The sequence below is a fragment of the Phytomonospora endophytica genome, from assembly GCF_014202425.1.
Classification (GTDB): domain Bacteria; phylum Actinomycetota; class Actinomycetes; order Mycobacteriales; family Micromonosporaceae; genus Phytomonospora; species Phytomonospora endophytica.
In genome coordinates, this window is record NZ_JACHGT010000005.1 from 180450 (window position 1) to 199392 (window position 18943).

General features: G+C 72.3%; 18 protein-coding genes. 13 read left to right on the forward strand and 5 right to left on the reverse strand.

The annotated features are described in order from the left end of the window. Positions 1-213 precede the first annotated feature (213 nt). Positions 214-861: a TetR/AcrR family transcriptional regulator gene (locus HNR73_RS12705; RefSeq protein WP_184787602.1), complete on the reverse strand. Its 648-nt coding sequence runs from the start codon at positions 859-861 to the stop codon at positions 214-216. 97 nt (positions 862-958) lie between these two features. Between HNR73_RS12705 and HNR73_RS12710 the strand changes: the two genes are divergently transcribed. Next, entirely contained in the window at positions 959-2392 is a 1434-nt protein-coding gene (locus HNR73_RS12710) for an MFS transporter (protein ID WP_184787603.1), read from the forward strand. Between the two features lie 37 nt (positions 2393-2429). On the opposite strand, the gene HNR73_RS12715 is transcribed toward HNR73_RS12710, so the two are convergent. From HNR73_RS12715 to HNR73_RS40680, 3 genes are read right to left on the reverse strand one after another with little or no spacing between them, the layout of a single operon-like run. Then, positions 2430-3419, reverse strand: coding sequence for an MsnO8 family LLM class oxidoreductase (locus tag HNR73_RS12715; protein WP_184787604.1), 990 nt, complete (start codon positions 3417-3419; stop codon positions 2430-2432). Beyond that, a complete protein-coding gene (locus HNR73_RS12720) occupies positions 3416-4915 on the reverse strand; it encodes a PH domain-containing protein (RefSeq protein WP_184787605.1) in 1500 nt (499 codons plus the stop codon). The genes HNR73_RS12715 and HNR73_RS12720 overlap by 4 nt, the downstream gene beginning before the upstream one ends. Then, positions 4912-5421, reverse strand: coding sequence for a PH domain-containing protein (locus HNR73_RS40680; protein WP_203686666.1), 510 nt, complete (start codon positions 5419-5421; stop codon positions 4912-4914). Before HNR73_RS40680 ends, HNR73_RS12720 begins: the two co-directional genes overlap by 4 nt. Positions 5422-5503: 82 nt before the next feature. Here HNR73_RS40680 and HNR73_RS12730 point away from each other — a divergent pair, with 82 nt between their 5' ends. From HNR73_RS12730 to HNR73_RS12750, 5 genes are all read left to right on the forward strand, one after another. Next, on the forward strand, positions 5504-6124 hold the full coding sequence (locus tag HNR73_RS12730) for a TetR/AcrR family transcriptional regulator (protein ID WP_184787607.1): 621 nt from the start codon (positions 5504-5506) through the stop codon (positions 6122-6124). An 89-nt stretch (positions 6125-6213) separates the two neighbouring features. Then, positions 6214-8202, forward strand: coding sequence for a hypothetical protein (locus tag HNR73_RS12735; RefSeq protein WP_184787608.1), 1989 nt, complete (start codon positions 6214-6216; stop codon positions 8200-8202). Between the two features lie 56 nt (positions 8203-8258). Next, on the forward strand, positions 8259-8813 hold the full coding sequence (locus tag HNR73_RS12740) for a YbaK/EbsC family protein (RefSeq protein ID WP_184787609.1): 555 nt from the start codon (positions 8259-8261) through the stop codon (positions 8811-8813). A gap of 105 nt (positions 8814-8918) precedes the next feature. Then, positions 8919-9524, forward strand: a complete 606-nt coding sequence (locus tag HNR73_RS12745) for a ClpP family protease (RefSeq protein WP_184787610.1) — start codon at positions 8919-8921, stop codon at positions 9522-9524. Positions 9525-9526: 2 nt separating this feature from the next. Continuing rightward, complete coding sequence (locus HNR73_RS12750) at positions 9527-10147, forward strand: ClpP family protease (RefSeq protein ID WP_184787611.1); 621 nt, start codon at positions 9527-9529, stop codon at positions 10145-10147. 64 nt (positions 10148-10211) lie between these two features. Here HNR73_RS12750 and HNR73_RS12755 read toward each other — a convergent pair whose 3' ends face one another. Then, a complete protein-coding gene (locus HNR73_RS12755) occupies positions 10212-10580 on the reverse strand; it encodes a helix-turn-helix domain-containing protein (RefSeq protein ID WP_184787612.1) in 369 nt (122 codons plus the stop codon). A 2362-nt stretch (positions 10581-12942) separates the two neighbouring features. Here HNR73_RS12755 and HNR73_RS12760 point away from each other — a divergent pair. From HNR73_RS12760 to HNR73_RS40685, 7 genes are all read left to right on the forward strand, one after another. Then, positions 12943-14337, forward strand: coding sequence for an ATP-binding protein (locus tag HNR73_RS12760; protein WP_184787613.1), 1395 nt, complete (start codon positions 12943-12945; stop codon positions 14335-14337). Next, positions 14337-14768 carry a roadblock/LC7 domain-containing protein gene (locus HNR73_RS12765; RefSeq protein ID WP_184787614.1) on the forward strand — a complete coding sequence of 144 codons (432 nt, stop codon included), beginning with the start codon at positions 14337-14339 and terminating at the stop codon, positions 14766-14768. The genes HNR73_RS12760 and HNR73_RS12765 overlap by 1 nt, the downstream gene beginning before the upstream one ends. Beyond that, positions 14765-15133: a DUF742 domain-containing protein gene (locus tag HNR73_RS12770; RefSeq protein ID WP_184787615.1), complete on the forward strand. Its 369-nt coding sequence runs from the start codon at positions 14765-14767 to the stop codon at positions 15131-15133. Before HNR73_RS12765 ends, HNR73_RS12770 begins: the two co-directional genes overlap by 4 nt. Then, complete coding sequence (locus HNR73_RS12775; RefSeq protein WP_184787616.1) at positions 15108-15710, forward strand: GTP-binding protein; 603 nt, start codon at positions 15108-15110, stop codon at positions 15708-15710. Before HNR73_RS12770 ends, HNR73_RS12775 begins: the two co-directional genes overlap by 26 nt. Next, a complete protein-coding gene (locus tag HNR73_RS12780; protein WP_184787617.1) occupies positions 15707-16951 on the forward strand; it encodes a cytochrome P450 in 1245 nt (414 codons plus the stop codon). The genes HNR73_RS12775 and HNR73_RS12780 overlap by 4 nt, the downstream gene beginning before the upstream one ends. 13 nt (positions 16952-16964) lie before the next feature. Then, on the forward strand, positions 16965-18185 hold the full coding sequence (locus HNR73_RS12785) for a cytochrome P450 family protein (RefSeq protein ID WP_184787618.1): 1221 nt from the start codon (positions 16965-16967) through the stop codon (positions 18183-18185). Between the two features lie 113 nt (positions 18186-18298). After that, entirely contained in the window at positions 18299-18943 is a 645-nt protein-coding gene (locus HNR73_RS40685; protein WP_184787619.1) for a transglycosylase SLT domain-containing protein, read from the forward strand.

Sequence of the window (18943 nt, forward strand, 5' to 3'; positions counted from 1 at the left end):
GTGGCGCGGGTGCCCCGAACCCTCGCGTCCCACGGCATCGACCTCGGGACGGTGGCGTTGCCGTGCCGTGCCGTGCCGAGCCGTGGCGGCGGTGCGGGCGGGGAGCCGTTCACCCCGGCGGACCCTCGCGCTCGACCGCGTCGACCGCGTCGACCGCGTCGCCCTCGGCGTCGGGAGCCGGTAGCCGGGCGCGCCGACGCTGCGCGGGTGCCCCTAACCCCTGCCCCCACTCACCCCCGCCCCCCACATCCCCGCCAGTGCGTCCACCAACCCCGTCGCCGCGTCCTCCCACGTGGCGCGCGGGGTCGGGGTGCCCTCGGCGAGGGCGCGTTCGCGTTCGGCGAGTGTGTGGACCATGAGCTGGCGGGCCATGTCGCCGCGTTCGGCGCGGACGTCGTCGGGGAGGTCGGGGAGGGTGTCGCGCAGGCCTTCGACGATGCGGGCGAGGGCCGGCGATGTCAGGGCCTCCTCGACCATGATCGGCCGCAGCGTCGGGTCGGTCATGACCTGGGCGCCGAAGCGGGCGTACCAGCTCGGCGGCTCGCCGAGTTCGGCCAGGTGGACCGTCGCGGGGCGCACGAGGCAGGCGAGCCAGTCGCGGAGGGAGGGGGTCTCGGGGAGCGCGTCGAGCATGCGTCGGCGGATGGCCTCGATCCGGGCGCTCCGGCGGCGGATGATCGCGCGGATCAGGTCGGCCTTCGTCCCGAAGTGGTAGCCGACGGCGGCGTTGTTGCCCTGCCCGGCGGCCTCGCTGACCTGGCGGTTCGACACGGCGAAGACCCCGTCCTCGGCGAACAGCCGTTCGGCGGCGTCGAGGATCAGTTCGCGGGTCGCGTCGGCGCGCATCGTCCTGCCGGTCATGTCGCCATCCTCTCCGGCTCGATCATGGCCGTTCACTTTGGCCTGGTACGTTAAGTCAATCAGTTGACTTAAAACTTCGCAAGGAAGGCGTCCCGCCTTGTCCGTTCCACCCGCGAAACCCGGCCGGTTCATCGTGGCGGTCCTCGCCTTCGCCGGGATCGTCGTCTCGCTCATGCAGACCCTCGTGATCCCGCTGATCCCCGAGCTGCCCGACCTCCTCCACGCCGCCCCGTCCGACGCCACCTGGGCCATCACCGCCACGCTGCTCGCCGGCGCGGTGGCCACACCGACCGTCGGCCGCCTCGGCGACATGTACGGCAAGCGCCGGATGCTCCTGCTGAGCCTCGGCATGCTGGTCGTCGGCTCGGTCGTCGCGGCCTTGTCGACGAGCCTGGCGCCGATGGTCGTCGGCCGCACGCTCCAGGGCCTCGCCGCTGGCGTCATCCCGCTCGGCATCAGCATCATGCGCGACGAGCTCCCGCGTGAGCGCCTCGGCTCGGCGACGGCTCTGATGAGCGCGTCCCTCGGCGTCGGCGGCGCCCTCGGCCTGCCCGCCGCGGCCTTCCTCGCCGAGAACGCCGACTGGCACGTCCTCTTCTGGACCGCCGCGGGCTTCGGCGTGGTCGCGACCCTCCTGGTCGCCACGCTCGTCCCCGAATCGGCGGTGCGCTCCGGCGGCCGCTTCGACCTGCTCGGCGCGCTCGGCCTGTCGGCCGGTCTGGTCAGCCTCCTCCTGGCCATCTCGAAGGGCGGCGACTGGGGCTGGACCGCCCCGCGCACGCTCGGCCTGTTCGCCGCCGCGGCCGTCGTCCTGCTGCTGTGGGGCCTGTGGCAGCTGCGGACGCGGGAGCCGCTGGTCGACCTGCGCGTCAGCGTCGGCCGCCAGGTGCTGTTGACCAACATCGCCTCGGCCGTCTTCGGCTTCGCGATGTTCGCGATGTCGCTGGTGCTGCCGCAGATCCTGCAGTTCCCGACGGCGACCGGCTACGGCCTCGGCCGCTCGATGATGACCGTCGGTCTGGTCATGGCGCCCTCGGGCCTGGTGATGATGGCCATGGCGCCGCTGTCGGCGCGCATCTCGCGCACCCGGGGACCGAAGATCACGCTCATGGCGGGCGCCCTCGTCGTCGCCGCCGGCTACGGCCTGAGCACCGTCCTGATGGCCGAGATCTGGCAGCTGGTGCTCGTCTCGGGCCTCATCGGCGCCGGGATCGGGCTGGCCTACGGCGCGATGCCCGCGCTCATCATGGGCGCGGTGCCGGTCGCGGAGACGGCCGCCGCGAACAGCCTCAACACGCTGTCGCGCTCGATCGGCACCTCGATCTCCAGCGCGGTCGCGGGTGTCGTCCTCGCGCAGCTGACCATGACGCTCGGCCCGGTCACGCTGCCCGCCAAGGAGGGTTTCCAGCTCGTCATGGGGATCGGCGCCGGGGCGGCGGTCATCGCGTTCGTGGTCGCGTCGTTCCTGCCGGGGCGGCGTTCGGCGGCCCCGGAGGCGCCGTCGCGCGAACTCGTCGGCGCGGGCCGCTGAGCATGGCGGAGTCGGCCCCGGGCCGACTCCGCCGCTCCTAGACCGCCGCCCGCGACGCGATCCGCGCGAGCCGACGGTAGGAATCGAGCCGCTGTTCACGGTCGAACGTGTTGAGGGTGACCAGGATCTCCCCGGCGCCGGTGTCGGCGACCAGTTCGTCGAGCACGATCGCCACTTCGCTTTCGGTGCCGAAGATCTGCGAACCGCGGGCCTCCTCCAGCAGGCGCCGTCGTCGCTCGTCGGGCTCCGGGATCTCCTCGACCGGCACCAGCGGCGGGAAGACCCCGCGCGTGCGTGACTCGACGGTGGCCCAGGCCTCGGGCAGTTGCAGCAGCGCGGCCTCCTCGATGGTCTCGGCGACGGCGATGTTGGCCGCGACGACGACCTGGGGCTCGGCGGCACGCATCGAAGGCCGGAAGGCCGCGCGGTAGCGCCCGACGGCGGCGACGAGCCGCTCGCGGCTGCGGCCCGAGCCGATGACGAGGGGAAGCCCGTGCGCCGCGGCGATGTCGGCGCCGCCGTCGATGGCCAGCACGAAGGCCGGGATCGGCAGGCCCTCCGCCGGGATCGCGTGGACACCCGGGTGTTCGTGCTGCGTCCCGTCGACCCAGCCGAGGAGCTCGCCGAGGCGTTCGCCGAAGTCGTCGACGACGTCCTTGCCGACGCCGAGGGCGCGGCGGATCCCGTCGGTGAAGCCGACCGAGCGGCCGAGACCCATGTCGACGCGCCCCGGGAACAGCGATTCCAGGACCCCGAACTGTTCGGCGACCACCAGCGGCCGGTGGTTGGGCAGCATCACGCCGCCGGTGCCGACGCGGATCCGCGTGGTCGCCGCCGCGACGGCGGCCGCGAGGACCGTCGGTGCCGAACCCGCCACGCCCGGGACGCTGTGGTGCTCCGACACCCAGATCCGGTGGTAGCCGAGGGCTTCGATCTCCCGCGCGAAGGCGACGGTGTCGCGCAGGGCGGAGGCGGGGTCCCCGCCACGCCGGACGAGGGAGCGGTCGAGCACCGAGAAGGTCGTCATGACGGGTGCAACGGCGCCGGGTGGGGGGTGGGATTCCCGGACGTGGCGAAGGTGACGCCGGGCACCAGGAATTCGCGCAGGATGCCCGGGGCGGCGTCGTCGGCGAAGCCGGCGGCCTCGTCGGCCGCCATGTCGGGGATGCGGTAGCCGTGCCGGCCCGCGGCGACGGCCGCGGTGAGGCTCGCCAGCCCGGCGCGTCGCGAGAAGGGGCTGTCCGACAGTGTCCAGGCCAGGATCCCGGAGCGGTCGAGGGCGACGGTGTCGCGGCTGAAGGTGCCGCTGCGGATCATCAGGTGCGGTCCGGCGATCGCGTGCCCGAGCGAGCGGTGTGCGTCGCGGGCGAGCCACCAGGTGGCCGCCGACGAGGCCGCGCACCAGGCCCACGCGCCGTGCAGCCAGCCCGGTCCGAACAGCGCGGCGAGCACGAGGAACGCCACCGTGAATGGCAGGACGGCCCAGAGCAGCCCGCGCGTCGTCCGGCGGCGGCGGGCGGCGCGCGGGTGAGGGAGCAGCGCGACTTCCGGGGAGGTGCCGAGCAGTGCCGTGGCGACCGCGACGGCCTCCGCGCGCGGAGCCGGCGGCAGGACGCGGCTGCGGGCGCGGGCCTCCTCGGCGTCGCCGAGACCCCCGGCGACGGCACGGACGCTCGCGCCCCCGCCCGCGCGCAGCAGCAGGGGTTCGGCGAGTTCGGCACCGCGCAGGAGACGTCGTTCCATTGACACCGACCGCGTCGTGAACAGTCCGCGCGTGACGCGCAGGGTCTCCGGATCGCTGCGGGTCAGCCGGAAGCGCCACCAGTTCTCCAGGTACACGGCGGTGGCGCCGATGCCGCCGATCACGGCGACGCCGAGCACTGTCAGCGGGATCGCCAGCCACAGCGCGCCGGGCCCGTAGTCGGTGAAGACGCGGGCGACGACGGGAATCCGCCACGGTTCGAGGCCGAGCTGGTCGAGGAGACGGAAGGCCGACCCGACGACGATCCCGACGCCGCCGAAGACCCAGAAGGTCAGTGGCGCGTAACGCAGCCAGCGGAGGTTCATCGCCGACAGGACCGTGCGGTCCCCGTCGCTTTGGGCCGCCAGCCGCTCCCGCAGGCGGCGGGCCTCCTCGCGGGGCAGGGCGTCGAGGACCAGGTCACCGGCCCCGGCCGTCCCGACGCGCAGGACCTCCAGTCCGAGGAGCCGGTGGACCGGCCCTGCGGTCAGGTCGGCGTAGCGGATCCGGGTCAGCGGCACCGTCCGTGTGCGGCTGCCGAGGAGCCGCACGCGCGTCTCCAGGGCGTCGGCGGTGAGCCGGTAGCGGGTCGTGCGCAGCCGGAGCAGGCCGCTGAGGGTGATGACGGCGAAGGTCAGACCCGTTGAGCCCACGAGGATCCAGCAGCGGGCGTCGAGGTTCCCGCCGGAGGCCAGGGCGGCGAGCAGCGCCGAACCGAGGGGCGGGAGGAGCCAGGTCGCGCGGACCACCGCGGTCCGCGCCGACAGCCGCTGCCAGGTCATGCCGCGTCCCCCGTCTCCAGCCGGGCCGCCGCGCCGATGCGGGTGGCGATCTCGTCGGCGTCGGCGGACGACAGGCCCGCGATGGTGACGTTCGCGGCCGTCGAGGCGGTGGTCATGGTGACCGACGCCAGCCCGAAGGCCCGCTGGATCGGCCCCCGCACGGTGTCGACGGTCTGCACCCGCGACAGGGGCGCGATCCGCTGCTCGCGCCAGAACCAGCCCGAGGCCGAGTAGACCGCGCCGGTGCTCAGTTCCCAGGCGTGGACGCGGTAGCGCAGGCGCGGCATGGCCAGCAGGTAGGCCAGTGCCGGGAGGACCAGGACGACGGTGGTCAGCGGCGCCAGCCACGGCAGGGCGCCGGGGAAGAACAGGGCGGACAGCACCAGCAGCGCCAGCGCGGTCAGCAGCGACGGTCCGCTGAACACGACGAGGGCCTGGACGGTCCACCAGGTCCGGGCGCGCGGATCGGCCTTGTGCCGGGGCGGTCGCAGTCGGAGAGGGGTCACCGGGCCACCTTCCAAGTCAGTTGTATTGGAACCTTCGCCGCGACCATATCAGTACACTTGACTTGAAAAAAGGAGGGCCGTCTTGCCCAAGCGCGTCGACCACGAAGCCGTCCGCCAGGAGATCGCCGAGGCGCTCTGGCGGATCGCCAGTCAGCGCGGCCTCGACGGCGCCAGCCTGCGCGAGGTCGCCCACGAGGCCGGCATCTCCCTCGGTCGCCTCCAGCACTACTTCGCCAGCAAGGACGACATGCTCGTCTTCGCGTCGAACCACATCAGCGAACTCGCCGACCGCCAGATCCGCGCGCGCCTGGCCGGAGCCTTCCCCGACCGGCCGCCGACACCCTACGAGCTGCTCCGCGTCTGCCTGCGCGGCATGCTGCCCCTCGACGACAACACCCGCACCGGCATCCTCGTCCAGATCGCCTACTTCAGCCGGGCCGTGCGCGACGCCCGCATGCGCGAACCCGCGCGCAAGGGCATCCCGCCGCTGCTCACCTGGTTCGCCGAGCTGCTGCGCACCGCCGTCGACCGCGGCGAGATCGCCGCCGACCGCGACCTCGGCGCCGAGGCGATGCTCCTGCTCGCACTCACCGACGGGCTGACCACCTACACGCTCCTCGACGTGCACGAGGCCGAACGTGCCGCCGAGCTGGTCGACTACCACCTCGGCCGCCTGTTCCAGGGGCGCGCCGACACCCACTGACTCCGTCCATTGAGGATTCCGAGGCAACCGGACGTGCTCCCACTCTCGTTCAAGGGGCGACCCACTCCCCATGAACCGGAGGACATCTGGTGCGATCACGACTCGTGACGCCACTGCTGGCGGCCGCGGCCGTCCTGCTGTCGACCGTTCCCGCCACCACCGGGCAGGCCGCGCCGGCGAGCCCCACGACGCCGGCCCCGTCCCGGTCGGTGACCCTGCCGACCGGCGACCGCGTGAACCTGTACCCGAACGGCGCCTACGGCTTCGAGCCCGCCGCCGGACGCGACGGCATCGGTTACCTCAGCCCGAAGGCCCTCGACGGCTCCGGCGATGTCAGCTTCATCCCCGCCGACATGGTCGGCGAGTTCGGCGAGGGCGGCCTCGATCCCCGTCGCTTCAACGTCTCGGCGCTCCTGCGCGCCGGGGTCACCGACGCCGCTACGGCGCCGGTCGCCGACGCCCGTGCCTATGACGGCCTCGTGCCCGCCTCCGCGAACACCCTCGCCACGAAGGAGACCAGGACGGTCACGGTGACCTTCCGCGACAAGTCGGGAGCCGTGCCCGACAACGTGAACGCGAGCGTCGTCTCCGCCGACGGCGCCGTCTGGGATTCGGTGTACCTCGACGACGCCGCCGTCGCGACCATGGAACTGCCGCCCGGTGAATACGGCCTCGCCGCCGACATTCTCGACGCCGCCGAAGGCGACCGGAAGGCCGTCTACGTCGCCGCCCTCAAGACCTTCACCGTCGGCGACGCGCCCGTCGCCATCACCGTGAACGGCGCGAAGTCCGTGCCCGTCACCGCCAAGGTCGAACGCCGGTCGACGCTCGAAGCCCGGCAGCTCAACCTCACCTGGGCCTACGGCGGTGAGGAGCCGGGGCAACTGCGGACCGACGCCTCCTTCGGTCCCGACGTCGCGGTGTACGCCACCCCGCTGGCCGACCCCCGCGCCGGATACGCGCACTCCGAGATCCGCAACGGTCCACAAGGGGCGAATGGCTCCTACACCTACCGGCTCCTGTTCACCGAGGCCGGAAAGGTCCCCGCCCGCCTTGTCCACGAGGTCGACGACGACGAACTCGCCGCCGTCGCGGTCGAGTACGGCGGCTTCGGGATCCCGGCGGCCGCCGCCAGGCTGTGCTTCAACCAGGGCCACGCCGACCGCCGTGAGGTCCCGAGCTGTATTTCCGAGACCGTCGACCTGCCCTACCGGGGAACCGAGCTGGTCGTCGCCGATCCGGACCTCTACAACCTCCCGTCCATCGAGCTGCGCGACCGGGAGACCTGGCAGACCATGGGTTACGACGGGCCGCCGCGGTCCTTCGCGGCCCCCGGCGACTACGAGTGGAGTGTCGGCACCGGCCCGCTCACCTATGGGATCCGGCCGTACGCCACCGAGGATCCCGACGACGACAAGGGCGCCTCGGGCATGTACCGCGTCGACGACCTGCTCTATTTCGGCTTCGACCAGCTCGGCGACGGACCGGCCGGCGAGGACTACTGGCTCTACGGGGGCGACATGGACGACTCGCCGCTGAACAACGTCGCCGTGATCACCCGGGACGGGGCCGAGATCAACCGGATCACCGGCGATGTGACCTGGTTCGACACCGGCCTCCCACCGGGCGAGGCGGGCCGCTACCGCCTCGTCATCGACGGCCACCTGGATGTGCCCTGGTCGAACCTGCTCACCGGTTACCGCCTCGACTGGACCTTCGACACCGCGCCCTCGGGCGTGCCGGAAAAGTCGACGCCGCTGCCGTTCTCCCTGGTCGTGTTCGGCGCCGACGGCGTGCACGGCGGCGTCGCCGACCGCGAGACCCCGCAGCGGGTGACGCTGGACTACACCTCGCAGTCCGGCGGTACCGAGGCCACGGCGTCGACCTTGGCCTTCGAGGTCTCCTACGACGAGGGCGCCACCTGGACGTCCGTCGCCCTCGACCGCGACGGCGACCACGCCACCGCCACCCTGCACCACCCGGCGGGGGCGGGCTTCGTCTCGGTGCGCACCACCGCCACCGACGACCTCGGCTCGTCGATCACCCAGACGACCGTCCGCTCCTACGCGCTCGTCTGATGGGAAGCGCGGGTGCCCGGACGCACCGGGCACCCGCGCGTGCTTTCCTGGAAGGCATGGTCAACGCGCCCTTCGGGTCCTTCGACACCGTCCATACCGCCGTCGAGCGGGCCGACCTGCTCGTCGCGCCGGTCGCCGCCGCCTTGAAGCACTGGACGGCCGAGGACCCGGTGGAGTCGGTGCTCCTGGTCGACACCGACCCGGAGAAGGCCGACACGACGGTGTTCTGCGAGACCTACGACGTCGCCCCCGAAGTCTCGGCCAACTGCGTCATCGTCGCCGCCCGCCGCGGCGAGGTCACCACCCTGGCGGCCTGCGTCGTGCTCGCCACGACCCGCCTCGACGTCAACAAGACCGTCCGCAAGCACCTTGGGGCGCGCAAGGCCTCCTTCGCGCCGATGGACACCGCCGTCGCCGAGACCGGCATGGAGTACGGCGGGATCACCCCGATCGGCCTGCCCGACGGCTGGCCGCTGCTCATCGACGCCGCCGTCGCCGCGAGCCCGCACGTGCTCATCGGCAGCGGCTCCCGCCGCGGGAAGCTGATCGTGCCGGGCCGCGCGCTGGCCGCCCAGCCCGGCGCCGAAGTCGTCGAGGGCCTCGCCGGCTGATTCTCTGCTGACAGCAGATCGCCTTGTGGAGCGCCGATCGGGCGGCACATTGTTGATCGCGAGAACCGCTTTCCGGCGGTTTCGCAGTCGACGAAAGAAGGCGCGATGCAGACCACGACGATAAGCGGATCACTCGACGACCAACTGGCCGCCAGGCTCCTCCAGCAACGCATCATCGTGCTCGGGACCGAGGTCGACGACCAGGTCGCCAACCGCCTGTGCGCCCAGTTGCTGCTGCTGTCGGCCGAGGACCCGCGCGGCGACATCAGCCTCTACATCAACTCCCCGGGCGGTTCGGTCAGCGCCGGACTCGCCATCTACGACACCATGCGGCTGATTCCCAATGACGTCAGCACATTGGTGATGGGACTGGCGGCGAGCATGGGTCAGTTCCTGCTGTGCGCCGGCACCGCCGGGAAGCGTTACAGCCTGCCGCACTCGCAGGTTCTCATGCACCAGGGCTCGGCCGGGTTCGGCGGGACCGCCGCCGACGTGGAGATCTACGCCGGGCAGCTGGAGCGCATCGGCCGCCTGATGGACAAACTGACCGCCGAGCACACCGGGCAGTCGCCCGAGACGATCCAGAAGGACGGCCTGCGCGACCGTTGGTTCAGCGCCGAGGAGGCCCGCGACTACGGGATGATCGACCACATCGTTCAGCACGTCTCCGACGTGCGTCCCGCCGTCGCGCAGCGCCGGGTGGGGGTGTGACGATGGGCCAGTACACGATTCCCACGGTCATCGAGAAGACCCCGAACGGCGAGCGCGCCTTCGACATCTACTCGCGGCTGCTGTCGGAGCGGATCATCTTTCTGGGCACCGAGATCGACGACGGCGTCGCCAACGTCATCATGGCGCAGCTGCTGCATCTGGAGTCGGAGAGCCCGGACCTGGAGATCGGGCTGTACATCAACTCGCCCGGTGGTTCCTTCAGTGCCTTGACGGCCATCTACGACACGATGCAGTTCATCCGGCCGGACATCGCCACCTATTGCATGGGGCAGGCCTCGGGCGCGGCGGCGGTGCTGCTCGCGGCGGGCGCGCCGGGCAGGCGCTCGATCCTGCCGCGCGCGAAGGTCATGCTGCACCAGCCGTCGAGTCAGGCACGGGGCACCCTGCCCGACCTGGCGGTGCAGGCCAAGGAGGTCGCGCGGATGCGGCAGGAGATGGACGAGATCCTCGGAGCCCACACCGGGCACTCGGTGGAGAAGATCCGTGAGGACACCGACCGCAACATCACCTTCAGCGCGCAGGAGGCCGTCGACTTCGGTTTGGCCGACCGGATCGTGGGCAGCCGCAAGGCGAGCGGCAAACGGCTCGCGATGGCGCGCTGAGGCCGGGTTTCCGTCGGCATCGGCCCGCGCGAGCGATCGCGCGGGCCGAAACACCCGCGGGCCCTCAGGCCGCCAGGCAGAACACGTCGCCGGACCCGCGCGACTGCGCCCGGACCGGGACGACGTCGAGCCGCCCGACCGGCGCGCGGCGAGCACGGTCGGCGGCCAGGAAGGCGGCGACCTCGGTCAGGACGTCGGCGAGTTCGATCCGCAGTGCCTCGCAGATCGCGGCCAGGACCTCCGACGAGGCCTCCTTGCGGCCACGTTCGAGTTCGGAGAGGTACTGCATCGAGACGCGGGCCATGCGGGCCACGTCGGCGAGGGTCCGGCCCTGGTCGAGACGGGCACGGCGCAGGACCGCGCCGATGAGCGTGCGCAGGAGGAGCCGCGACCGGCGGGTGCGGTCGTCGGTGACGGGGACCGGGTCCGGCATGGCACTCCTTCGCGGGGCGGGGGTGAGATCTGCCCTCAGCTATACCGGGGTGGGGGGTGCGCGGGCGCGGGTTTTCGCGCTCGGCGTAAGGGACGCAGGGGGTGGGTGAGGTCTCGCGGACGGCGATGCGGCGGAGGATCCACGCGTTCCCGCACGCGCGCGGGAGGGCGGGCGGTCTAGCGCGATCGAGACGTCGAGACGTCGAGACGTCGAGACCGAGGTCTGGGCGTCTTGCCGTGCACGCGTGGGCCGGACGACCCGACTGCGAGCGGACTCCCGCGTGTGAGCCGTAGGGCGCCGAACCCGAGCGCCGCCACTCCCAGCACCGTCATCGCGCAAGCGCGGACCGGAGCGGCGGCCAACGCCCTCGCCCGCGAGCATGAGCCCTGATCGTGCGAACGCGCAGAGCGGAGAGGTGGCTAACGCTCTCGCCCGCGAGCAGGAGCCCTGATCGTGCGAACGCGCAGAGCGGAGGTGAGCTCGGCGACGAACTCCGGCATCCGCTCCCCTCATCGCGCGCACGCGCGGACCGGAGCCGTGGTCCTCGCTCCGGAAGCGCAGCAGGGACCCTCATCGCGCGCACGCGCGGACCGGAGCGGCGGCCAACGCCCTCACCCGCGAGCAGGAGCCCTGATCGTGCGAACGCGCAGATCGGAGGTGCTCCAACCGACGTGCGTGTGGCGCAGCGGCCGTGGGCGCGGGCCGTACGCCGGGGAGCCGTCGGCGGCGGGCGCGGAGGCGCCGAATCGGCCGCCGATCACCGTCACCACACCTCCTCCGCCGGCGCCATGAGCGCGTGTTCGCTGGGCGGCGGCGGGGGAGTGCGCGGCTCGGGCGCCTCGGTGCCGTCATCGGCTTCGCGACGCGTTGTCGCCGCGTTTCCACCGGCGCCGTCGGTTTGTGCCGCGTCCCCTCCCCGTTTCCGCGCGCAGCACGCCCTTTTGGCCCCGCGCGCGACATCGAAACGAGGGCTCGGCGCCGCGCCATCGGCGGACGCCGTCCTCCCGACCGCGCGCAGACTCCACGGCGACACCATGGCTTTCGCGGTGTGGGCGATCCGTCCTCCCGCCCGCGCGGACTCCATCTGGTCCGCCCGAGTGCGGGCGGAGTCCGCCACGCCGCCCTCCGGCCCTCCCGCCCGCGTGCGAAAGCGAACGAGCCTGCCCGCCTGGCGGAGGCCCGGCCAGTGCGTCCTCCCGACCACGCGCTCGAAAGCGAAGGCTGCCTGCGCACCACCCCAAACCCCACCCGCGAAAGCGAAACGCCGCCCGCCGCACCACGCCCTCTCAGCTCCGCGCGTGAGACCGAAACGAGGGCTTGGCGCCGCGCCATCGGCGGATGCCGTCCTCCCGCCCGCGTGCCGACTCCGCCTGATTCGCCCGAGAGCGGGCGGAGTCCACCACGCCGCCCGTCCGCCCGCGCGCGAAAGGCCTTCGCCGCTGTGCTGCCTCGGCGCGCATGGAGCCCGTCCGCGCGCTCGAAAGCGAACGCTGCCTCCGCACCACCGCAAACCTCACCCGCGAAAGCGAAACGGTGCCCGCCGCACCACGCCCTCTCAGCTCCGCGCGTGAGACCGAAACGAGGGCTTGGCGCCGCGCCATCGGCGGATGCCGTCCTCCCGCCCGCGCGGACTCCGCCGGGTCCGCCCGAGTGCGGGCGAAGTCCACCACGCCGTCCGCCCGCCCGCGCGAGAGCCCGCGCGCGAAAGCGAACGCCAACGCGGCCGCCATCGCCGACGGCCTGCGACCCGCACCCGCACCCGCCCGCGCCCACGCGCGCGAAAGCGAACGCCGCCTCCGCATCACCGCAAACCCCACCCGCGAAGCCGAAACGCCGCCCGCCGCACCACGCCCTCTCAGCCCCGCGCGTGAAACCGAAACGAGCGCTCGGCGCCGCGGCACCGGCGGACGCCGCGCGAAATCGAGGCCTTCCCACCGCTTCGGGCGATGAATGCGACGCGTGCGGATCCGCCCGTATCGAACATGTAAGTTCCTCGTTATCCAATGTGGACCACGCCTTGCCTCCCGGCGGATTGCTGTTAGTGTGGGCGAATCGTCGGGTTCGGAGGCATTGATCGGGCTCCGTCGGCACGGGACCGTTATCCGGTGACTCGTGCCGTGACCTGGAGTAGCCCGGGTCGGTGGACGGCATCGGATGGAGGGCGGACGATCACTGTGAGATCGGACGGTGGAGTCGGTTCACGGCCGCTCGAAGCGCTTCGCCCCCTCCCGTCGGCAGGATCTCCCGGCCCCCTTGGCCACGCCCCGTTAACCCGCCTCGCCTTCGCGGGTCCCCTCCCGCCCGTCCGGCCGCGTTCGGCCCGCCCGGCGATCCCCGTCCCTCGACCCCAGCGAGAGAACTGATGAGACCTGAAACAGCCGTGGTCCTTTTGTGGTGCGCCGTTCCCGCCCTCGTACTGGCGGTCGCGGCGGCGGTCTACCTGGCGCGGACGGCCAAGCGGCAGCGCGTCCGCGCCGACGCCCTGAAGGTTCGCCTCGACGCCCGCGACGGCGCCCTCGAACACTTCGTCGCCAAGACGCTCCCCTCGGTCGCCGAATCCCTCGAACGGCCCGACGCGCAGGTCGCCGACTTCACCGCGCCCCGCCTGGAGAACTCGCGCTTCTCGGAGAACCTCCGGACCGTCGCCGACCGCTACGGCACCGACCTGCGCTCCCTGCGCGCCCACACCGAGAAGACGGTGCGCGAAGAGGTCGAGGCCGAGGCGCGCGAGGCCATCCTGGCCGCCGAGGAGTCGACGCTGGCCCGCATCGAGACCGAGGCCCACGACGTCACCCGCGCCGCCGTTCGCTCCTTCGGCACCTCCGTGGTCAGCCTCGGCGCCGACGTCGGCCAGATCGTCAGCAGGGCCCTGCGCGAGCATCGCGAGGACGAGGTCTACGAGACCCTCACCCGCATCGACCACACCGTCCAGCAGATGATCCGCCAGGCCCAGTCCTACGTGATCGTCTGCGGTGGCCTGCCCGGCCGGCGCTGGCCGACGCAGACCTTCACCGACGTCATCGGCGGCGCCATGGGCCGCGTCCGCGACTACACGCGGGTGCAGCCCAAGCAGCTCGAACGCGGGGTCATCAGCCGTGCCGTCGAACCGCTGGTGCACACCCTGGCGACCTTGCTGGACAACGCTCTGCGCTACTCACCGCCGACGTCCTATGTGGAGGTCGGCTTCCAGGAGGGCCACCACGGCGTCACCGTCATCGTCGACGACGCCGGCGTGCGGATGAACGCCGAACAGCGCGAGAACGCCCGCCTCGTCCTCTCCGGCGAGCGACCGGTCGACGTCCACCAGCTCGGTCCGTCCCCGAAGGTCGGCTTTCCCGGCATCGCCGCCCTCGCCCGCCGTTACGGCTTCAGCGTCACCGTCGACGGTCCCAACGCCTACGGAGGAATGCGCGCGATGGTGTTCGTCCCCGAGTCCCTCCTGGTCTCGGTCGCCGCCGAGCGCGAGCCCGTCCAGGCGGCCGTCGCCGCGGCCGCGTCCAACGGCGCCGTGACCGCCCCGGCGCAGGTCGCGGCCGCCGTCGCCGAAGCGGAGCCCGCGGACGTGCCGCTCACCGTCGAGGAGACCCCCGGCGGGCTGCCGAAGCGCCGCCGGCGGCCGGTCGCCGCGCCGATCGCCCAGAACGGCCGCGCCATCAGCTCCGAGCCCGCCCGTCCCGGCATCGCCGCCGCCTGGCACACCGGGACCCGCAGCGGCCGCGCCGCCGCATCCGACCACACCGAAGGGACGACATCCTGATGGGCACACCCGACGCGCAGGTCACCGAGGCCACCAACCGGCTCGGCTGGATGCTCAGAGAACTCGACGGCCCGGGCGTGCGCTTCTCGGTCCTGCTCTCGGCCGACGGCATGCGCATCGCGCACTCCGACGGCGTCCGCGTCGACGACGCCGAACGCTTCGCCGCGGCCGCGTCCGGTCTCCAGTCCCTCGGCAAGGCCCTCGCGGAGTTCTGCGGCGGCCGCCGCAACGCCGTGCGGCAGAACATGACCGAGTACGACGAGGGCCTGATCTTCATCACCGCGGCCGGTGAGGGCGCCCTCCTGGGCGTCGCCACGACCACCGCGGTCGACGTCGGCCTCGTCGCGCACCGGATGAACGAGCTCGCCGCGCGGGTCGGGCACGAGCTGGGCAGCGAGCCCCGGCGCGGCGACGGCGGCAGCGGGACATGAGCGGGCCGCGGCGCGATCCCGACCTGGTCCGGGCCTATGTCCGGACCGGCGGTCGCTCGCGCGCGACGCGTGACCTGGACCTGGTCACCCTCGTCGTCGCCGCGAAGAACCCGCCGAAGTCGAACGTCACCCCGCAGACCATGCCGCCCGACGCCCGCCGGGTCATGGGGCTGTGCGGCAGGCACGGCGCGCTGTCGGTCGCCGAGATCGCGGCCTACCTGGACCTTCCGCCCTCGGTGGTGAAGATCGTGGTCAGCGATCTCATGGACGGCGGCCACGCCGACTCGCCGGCCCCGGCCGAGACCGTGCCGGAGCTGAGCATGCTGGAGGAGGTGCTGCATGGGCTCCGCGCTCTCGCGGTCTGAGCAGGTCGCCTACGTCGCCGAGACCGTGACCCGCTCGGTGAAGCTGCTGGTCGCGGGGAACTTCGGCGTCGGCAAGACCACCTTCGTGGGCAGCGTCTCGGAGATCAAGCCGTTGCGCACCGAGGAGACCATCACCGAGGCCAGCGTCGGCGTCGACGACCTCGCCGGGCTTGACGGCAAGACGCAGACCACGGTGGCGATGGACTTCGGCCGCATCACCGTCAGCGCGAGTCTCGCGCTGTACCTGTTCGGGACGCCCGGCCAGCGCCGTTTCCTGCCCATGTGGGACGACCTCGCCAAAGGCGCCCTCGGCGCGCTGGTCCTGGTCGACACCCGCCGGCTCGACCACGCCGACGAGGTCCTGGCCGTCCTCGAAGAGCGCGGGGTGCCCTTCGCGGTCGCCGTCAACGAGTTCGACGGCGCCGCCCGCTATCCACTCGAAGAGATCCGCGAGGCCCTCGACCTCGATCCCGCCACGCCCCTGACGTCGGTCGACGCCAGGGACCGGGCCACGTGTGTGGCCGCGCTCATCACCCTCGTCGAATTCCTGTTCCACCGACTGGAGTCCCGCCCTTGAGTACCCAGCAGTCCTCCGCCTCCCCGCCGGTCTGCCCCGTCTCCGCGACTCCGGCGGGATACCGCTATCCGCTGTACGCGCCGGAGTACGCCGCCGACCCGCACGGCGCCTACCGCGAGCTGCGCGCCCGCTTCGGGTCGCTCGTGCCGGTCGAGCTGTCCCCGGGCGTGCCGGCCACGCTCGTCATCGGCTACCACGACGCCGTCCGCATCCTCAACGATCCGGAGCACTTCCCGGCCGACCCGCGCATGTGGCAGCGCGGTGTCGCCGAGGACTGCCCGGTGCGTCCGATGCTGGAGTGGCGGCCCAACGCGCTGCGCAGCGCGGGCGCCGAGCACACCCGGTACCGGCAGGCCAACACCGCCGCCCTCGACGGCGTGGACCTGCACGCCCTGCACACCACCGTCGAGCGGCTCGCCGTTCCGCTCATTAATTCCTTCTGCACCACCGGATCGGCCGACCTGCTGACCCAGTACGCGTGGCCGCTGACCTTCCAGGTCATCAACGCGATGCTCGGGTGCCCGCCCGAGATCGGCGAGCGCGTCGCCAAGGGCATGGCCGCGATCTTCGAGCTCGACGACGCCGAGGCGGGCAACGAGATGCTCACCACCGCGCTGGTGGAGCTGGTGGGGCTGAAGAAGGAGGGCGAGCACAACGACGTCACCTCCCGGTTGATGGCGCACAGGAACGGCCTCGACGACGTCGAGATGATCCACCAGCTGGTGACCCTCTACGGCGCGGGGATCGAGCCGCTGACGAACCTGATCGGCAACACGTTGCTGCTGATGCTCACCGACGAGCGTTTCGCCGGGAACGTGCTCGGTGGCAGCATGTCGGCGCGCGACGCCCTCGACGAGGTGCTCTTCGAGGACCCGCCGATGGCGAACTACTGCATGTCCTACCCGGCCCAGCCGATCATGATCGGCGACGTGTGGCTGCCGGCGCACCAGCCGGTCGTGATCAGCCTCGCCGGGTGCAACAACGACCCCGCCATCGCCGCCGGGGACCGGACCGACAACCGCTCCCACCTCGCCTGGAGCATCGGCCCGCACGCCTGCCCGGCCCAGTCGGCGGCCTACCTGATCGCGCAGGACGCGATCGACCAGATCCTCGACGCCCTCCCCGAGCTCCGCCTCGCCGTGCCCGCCGACCGGCTGACGTGGCGGCCGGGCCCCTTCGCGCGGTCGCTGGCGGCACTGCCGGTCGCCTTCCCCGCGTCACCGCCCCTCACCGTGGCCTAAGGAGAACCTTCAGATGGACCATCCCCTCGTCCTCGATCCCGCCGGGACCGACATCCAGGCCGAGGCCGCGCGCATCCGCGAGCGCGGCCCGGTCACCCTCGTCGAGCTGCCCGGCGGTGTCCGCGCCTGGTCGGTCAGTGACGCCGAGATCCTGCGGAAGCTGCTGGTCGACGCGCGGGTCTCGAAGGACGCGCGGCAGCATTGGCCGGCGTTCGTCAACGGCGAGATCTCGCACACCTGGTCGCTGTTCCTGTGGGTGGCGGTGACGAACATGTTCACCGCCTACGGCGGCGACCACCGTCGTCTGCGCAGGCTGGTCGCCCCGGCGTTCACGCACCGGCGGACCGCCGCGTTGCGTCCACGGATCGAGGAGATCACCGAGGAGCTGCTCGCGAAGCTCGCGGCGACGCCCGAGGGCGACGCCGCCGACCTGCGCGAGGACTTCGCCTACCCGCTGCCGATCCAGGTCATCACCGACCTCATGGGTGTGCCGGAATCGCTCGGGCCGGGGCTGCGCACGTGCGTCGACGGCATCTTCGACACCTCGCTGACGCCCGAAGAGGCCACCGCGAACTTCCAGACGATGTACGGGATCCTTGGCGAGCTCGTCGAGATCAAGCGCGATCACCCCGGTGACGACATGACCAGCGTCCTGATCGGCACGCGCGACGAGGACGACGGTTCGGCGCTGACCGAGCAGGAGCTCGTCGACACGCTGCTGCTGGTGATCAGCGCCGGGCACGAGACGACGGTCAACCTGCTCGACCAGGCTATCCACGCGCTGCTGAGCCACCCCGAGCAGCTGGAGCACGTCCGTGCCGGCCGGGCCACCTGGGACGACGTCATCGAGGAGGCCCTGCGCTTCGAGGCGCCGGTGGCGAACCTGCCGCTGCGTTTCGCCGTGGAGGACATCGAGGCCGGTGGTGTCGTCATCGCCAAGGGCGACGCGATCCTGGCGTCGTTCGCGGCGGCGGGGCGCGGCGAGAAGTCGCACGGCGCGACGGCGGGCGAGTTCGACGTGACCCGTGCCGACAAGGACCACCTCGCCTTCGGTTACGGCGTCCACCACTGCCTGGGCGCGCCGCTGGCGCGGCTGGAGGCGGCGGTGGCGCTGCCCGCGCTGTTCGCTCGCTTCCCGGACATGCGCCTTTCCGGCGAGGAGCTGGAGCCGGTTCCCAGCTTCATCTCCAACGGCCACCGGCGGCTGCCGGTGGTGCTGACCCCGAAGGGTTAGAGCGCTTCAGGAGAGCGCCCGCCGTCTCCGGCGGGCGCTTTCGCGCGCCAGCGGGTCGCGCGCGGCCGGGGCGGGCCGCGCCGGTAACGTCGCACTCGACGGAGGAGGTCACGGTGGGTGCGAGACGACGACGGCTGTTCGCCGCCACGACGGCGGCCCTGACGCTGTTCGCGCTCGCCGGATGCGGCCTCCCGTCGTCCCCGGAGGACTCGCCCCCGTCGCCGACTCCCGCCGGTGACGACTACTCGTGGAACCCGAAGCCCATCGGCGGGGACTACGATCCGGCCGACTACGCCGCCGAGGTCCGCGAGCACGCGGAGACCACGGACGTCAATCCGGTGCTGATCATGGCGATCCTCTACAACGAGTCCTACAAGCCGCACGATCCCGAGGCCGAGCGCGCCTGGCAGAAGCTCGACCCGGACGCCTCCTTCGGCATCGCCAACATGCACAAGGCCGCCTTCGACGACACCAAGCGGGGCCGCGACTTCGCCGGCCGGCAGTGGGAGGAACTCCCCGACGACCGCGACCTCGCCGTACAGGCCGCGGCCTGGTATCTGCACGATCTCGCCGAGGGTCTTCCCGACGGTGAGACCGGCGCCTACACCCGCGACCAGTTGCTGGCCGCCGGGTACAACGCCGGTCCGGGTTCGATGTCGGCCTATCTCGACGGTGCCGAGCCGAGCGCGTCGGTCGCCGACTACCTCGATCGCCTCGACGCCAACTGGGAGAAGGCGACCGAGGCGGTCGAAGGCTGA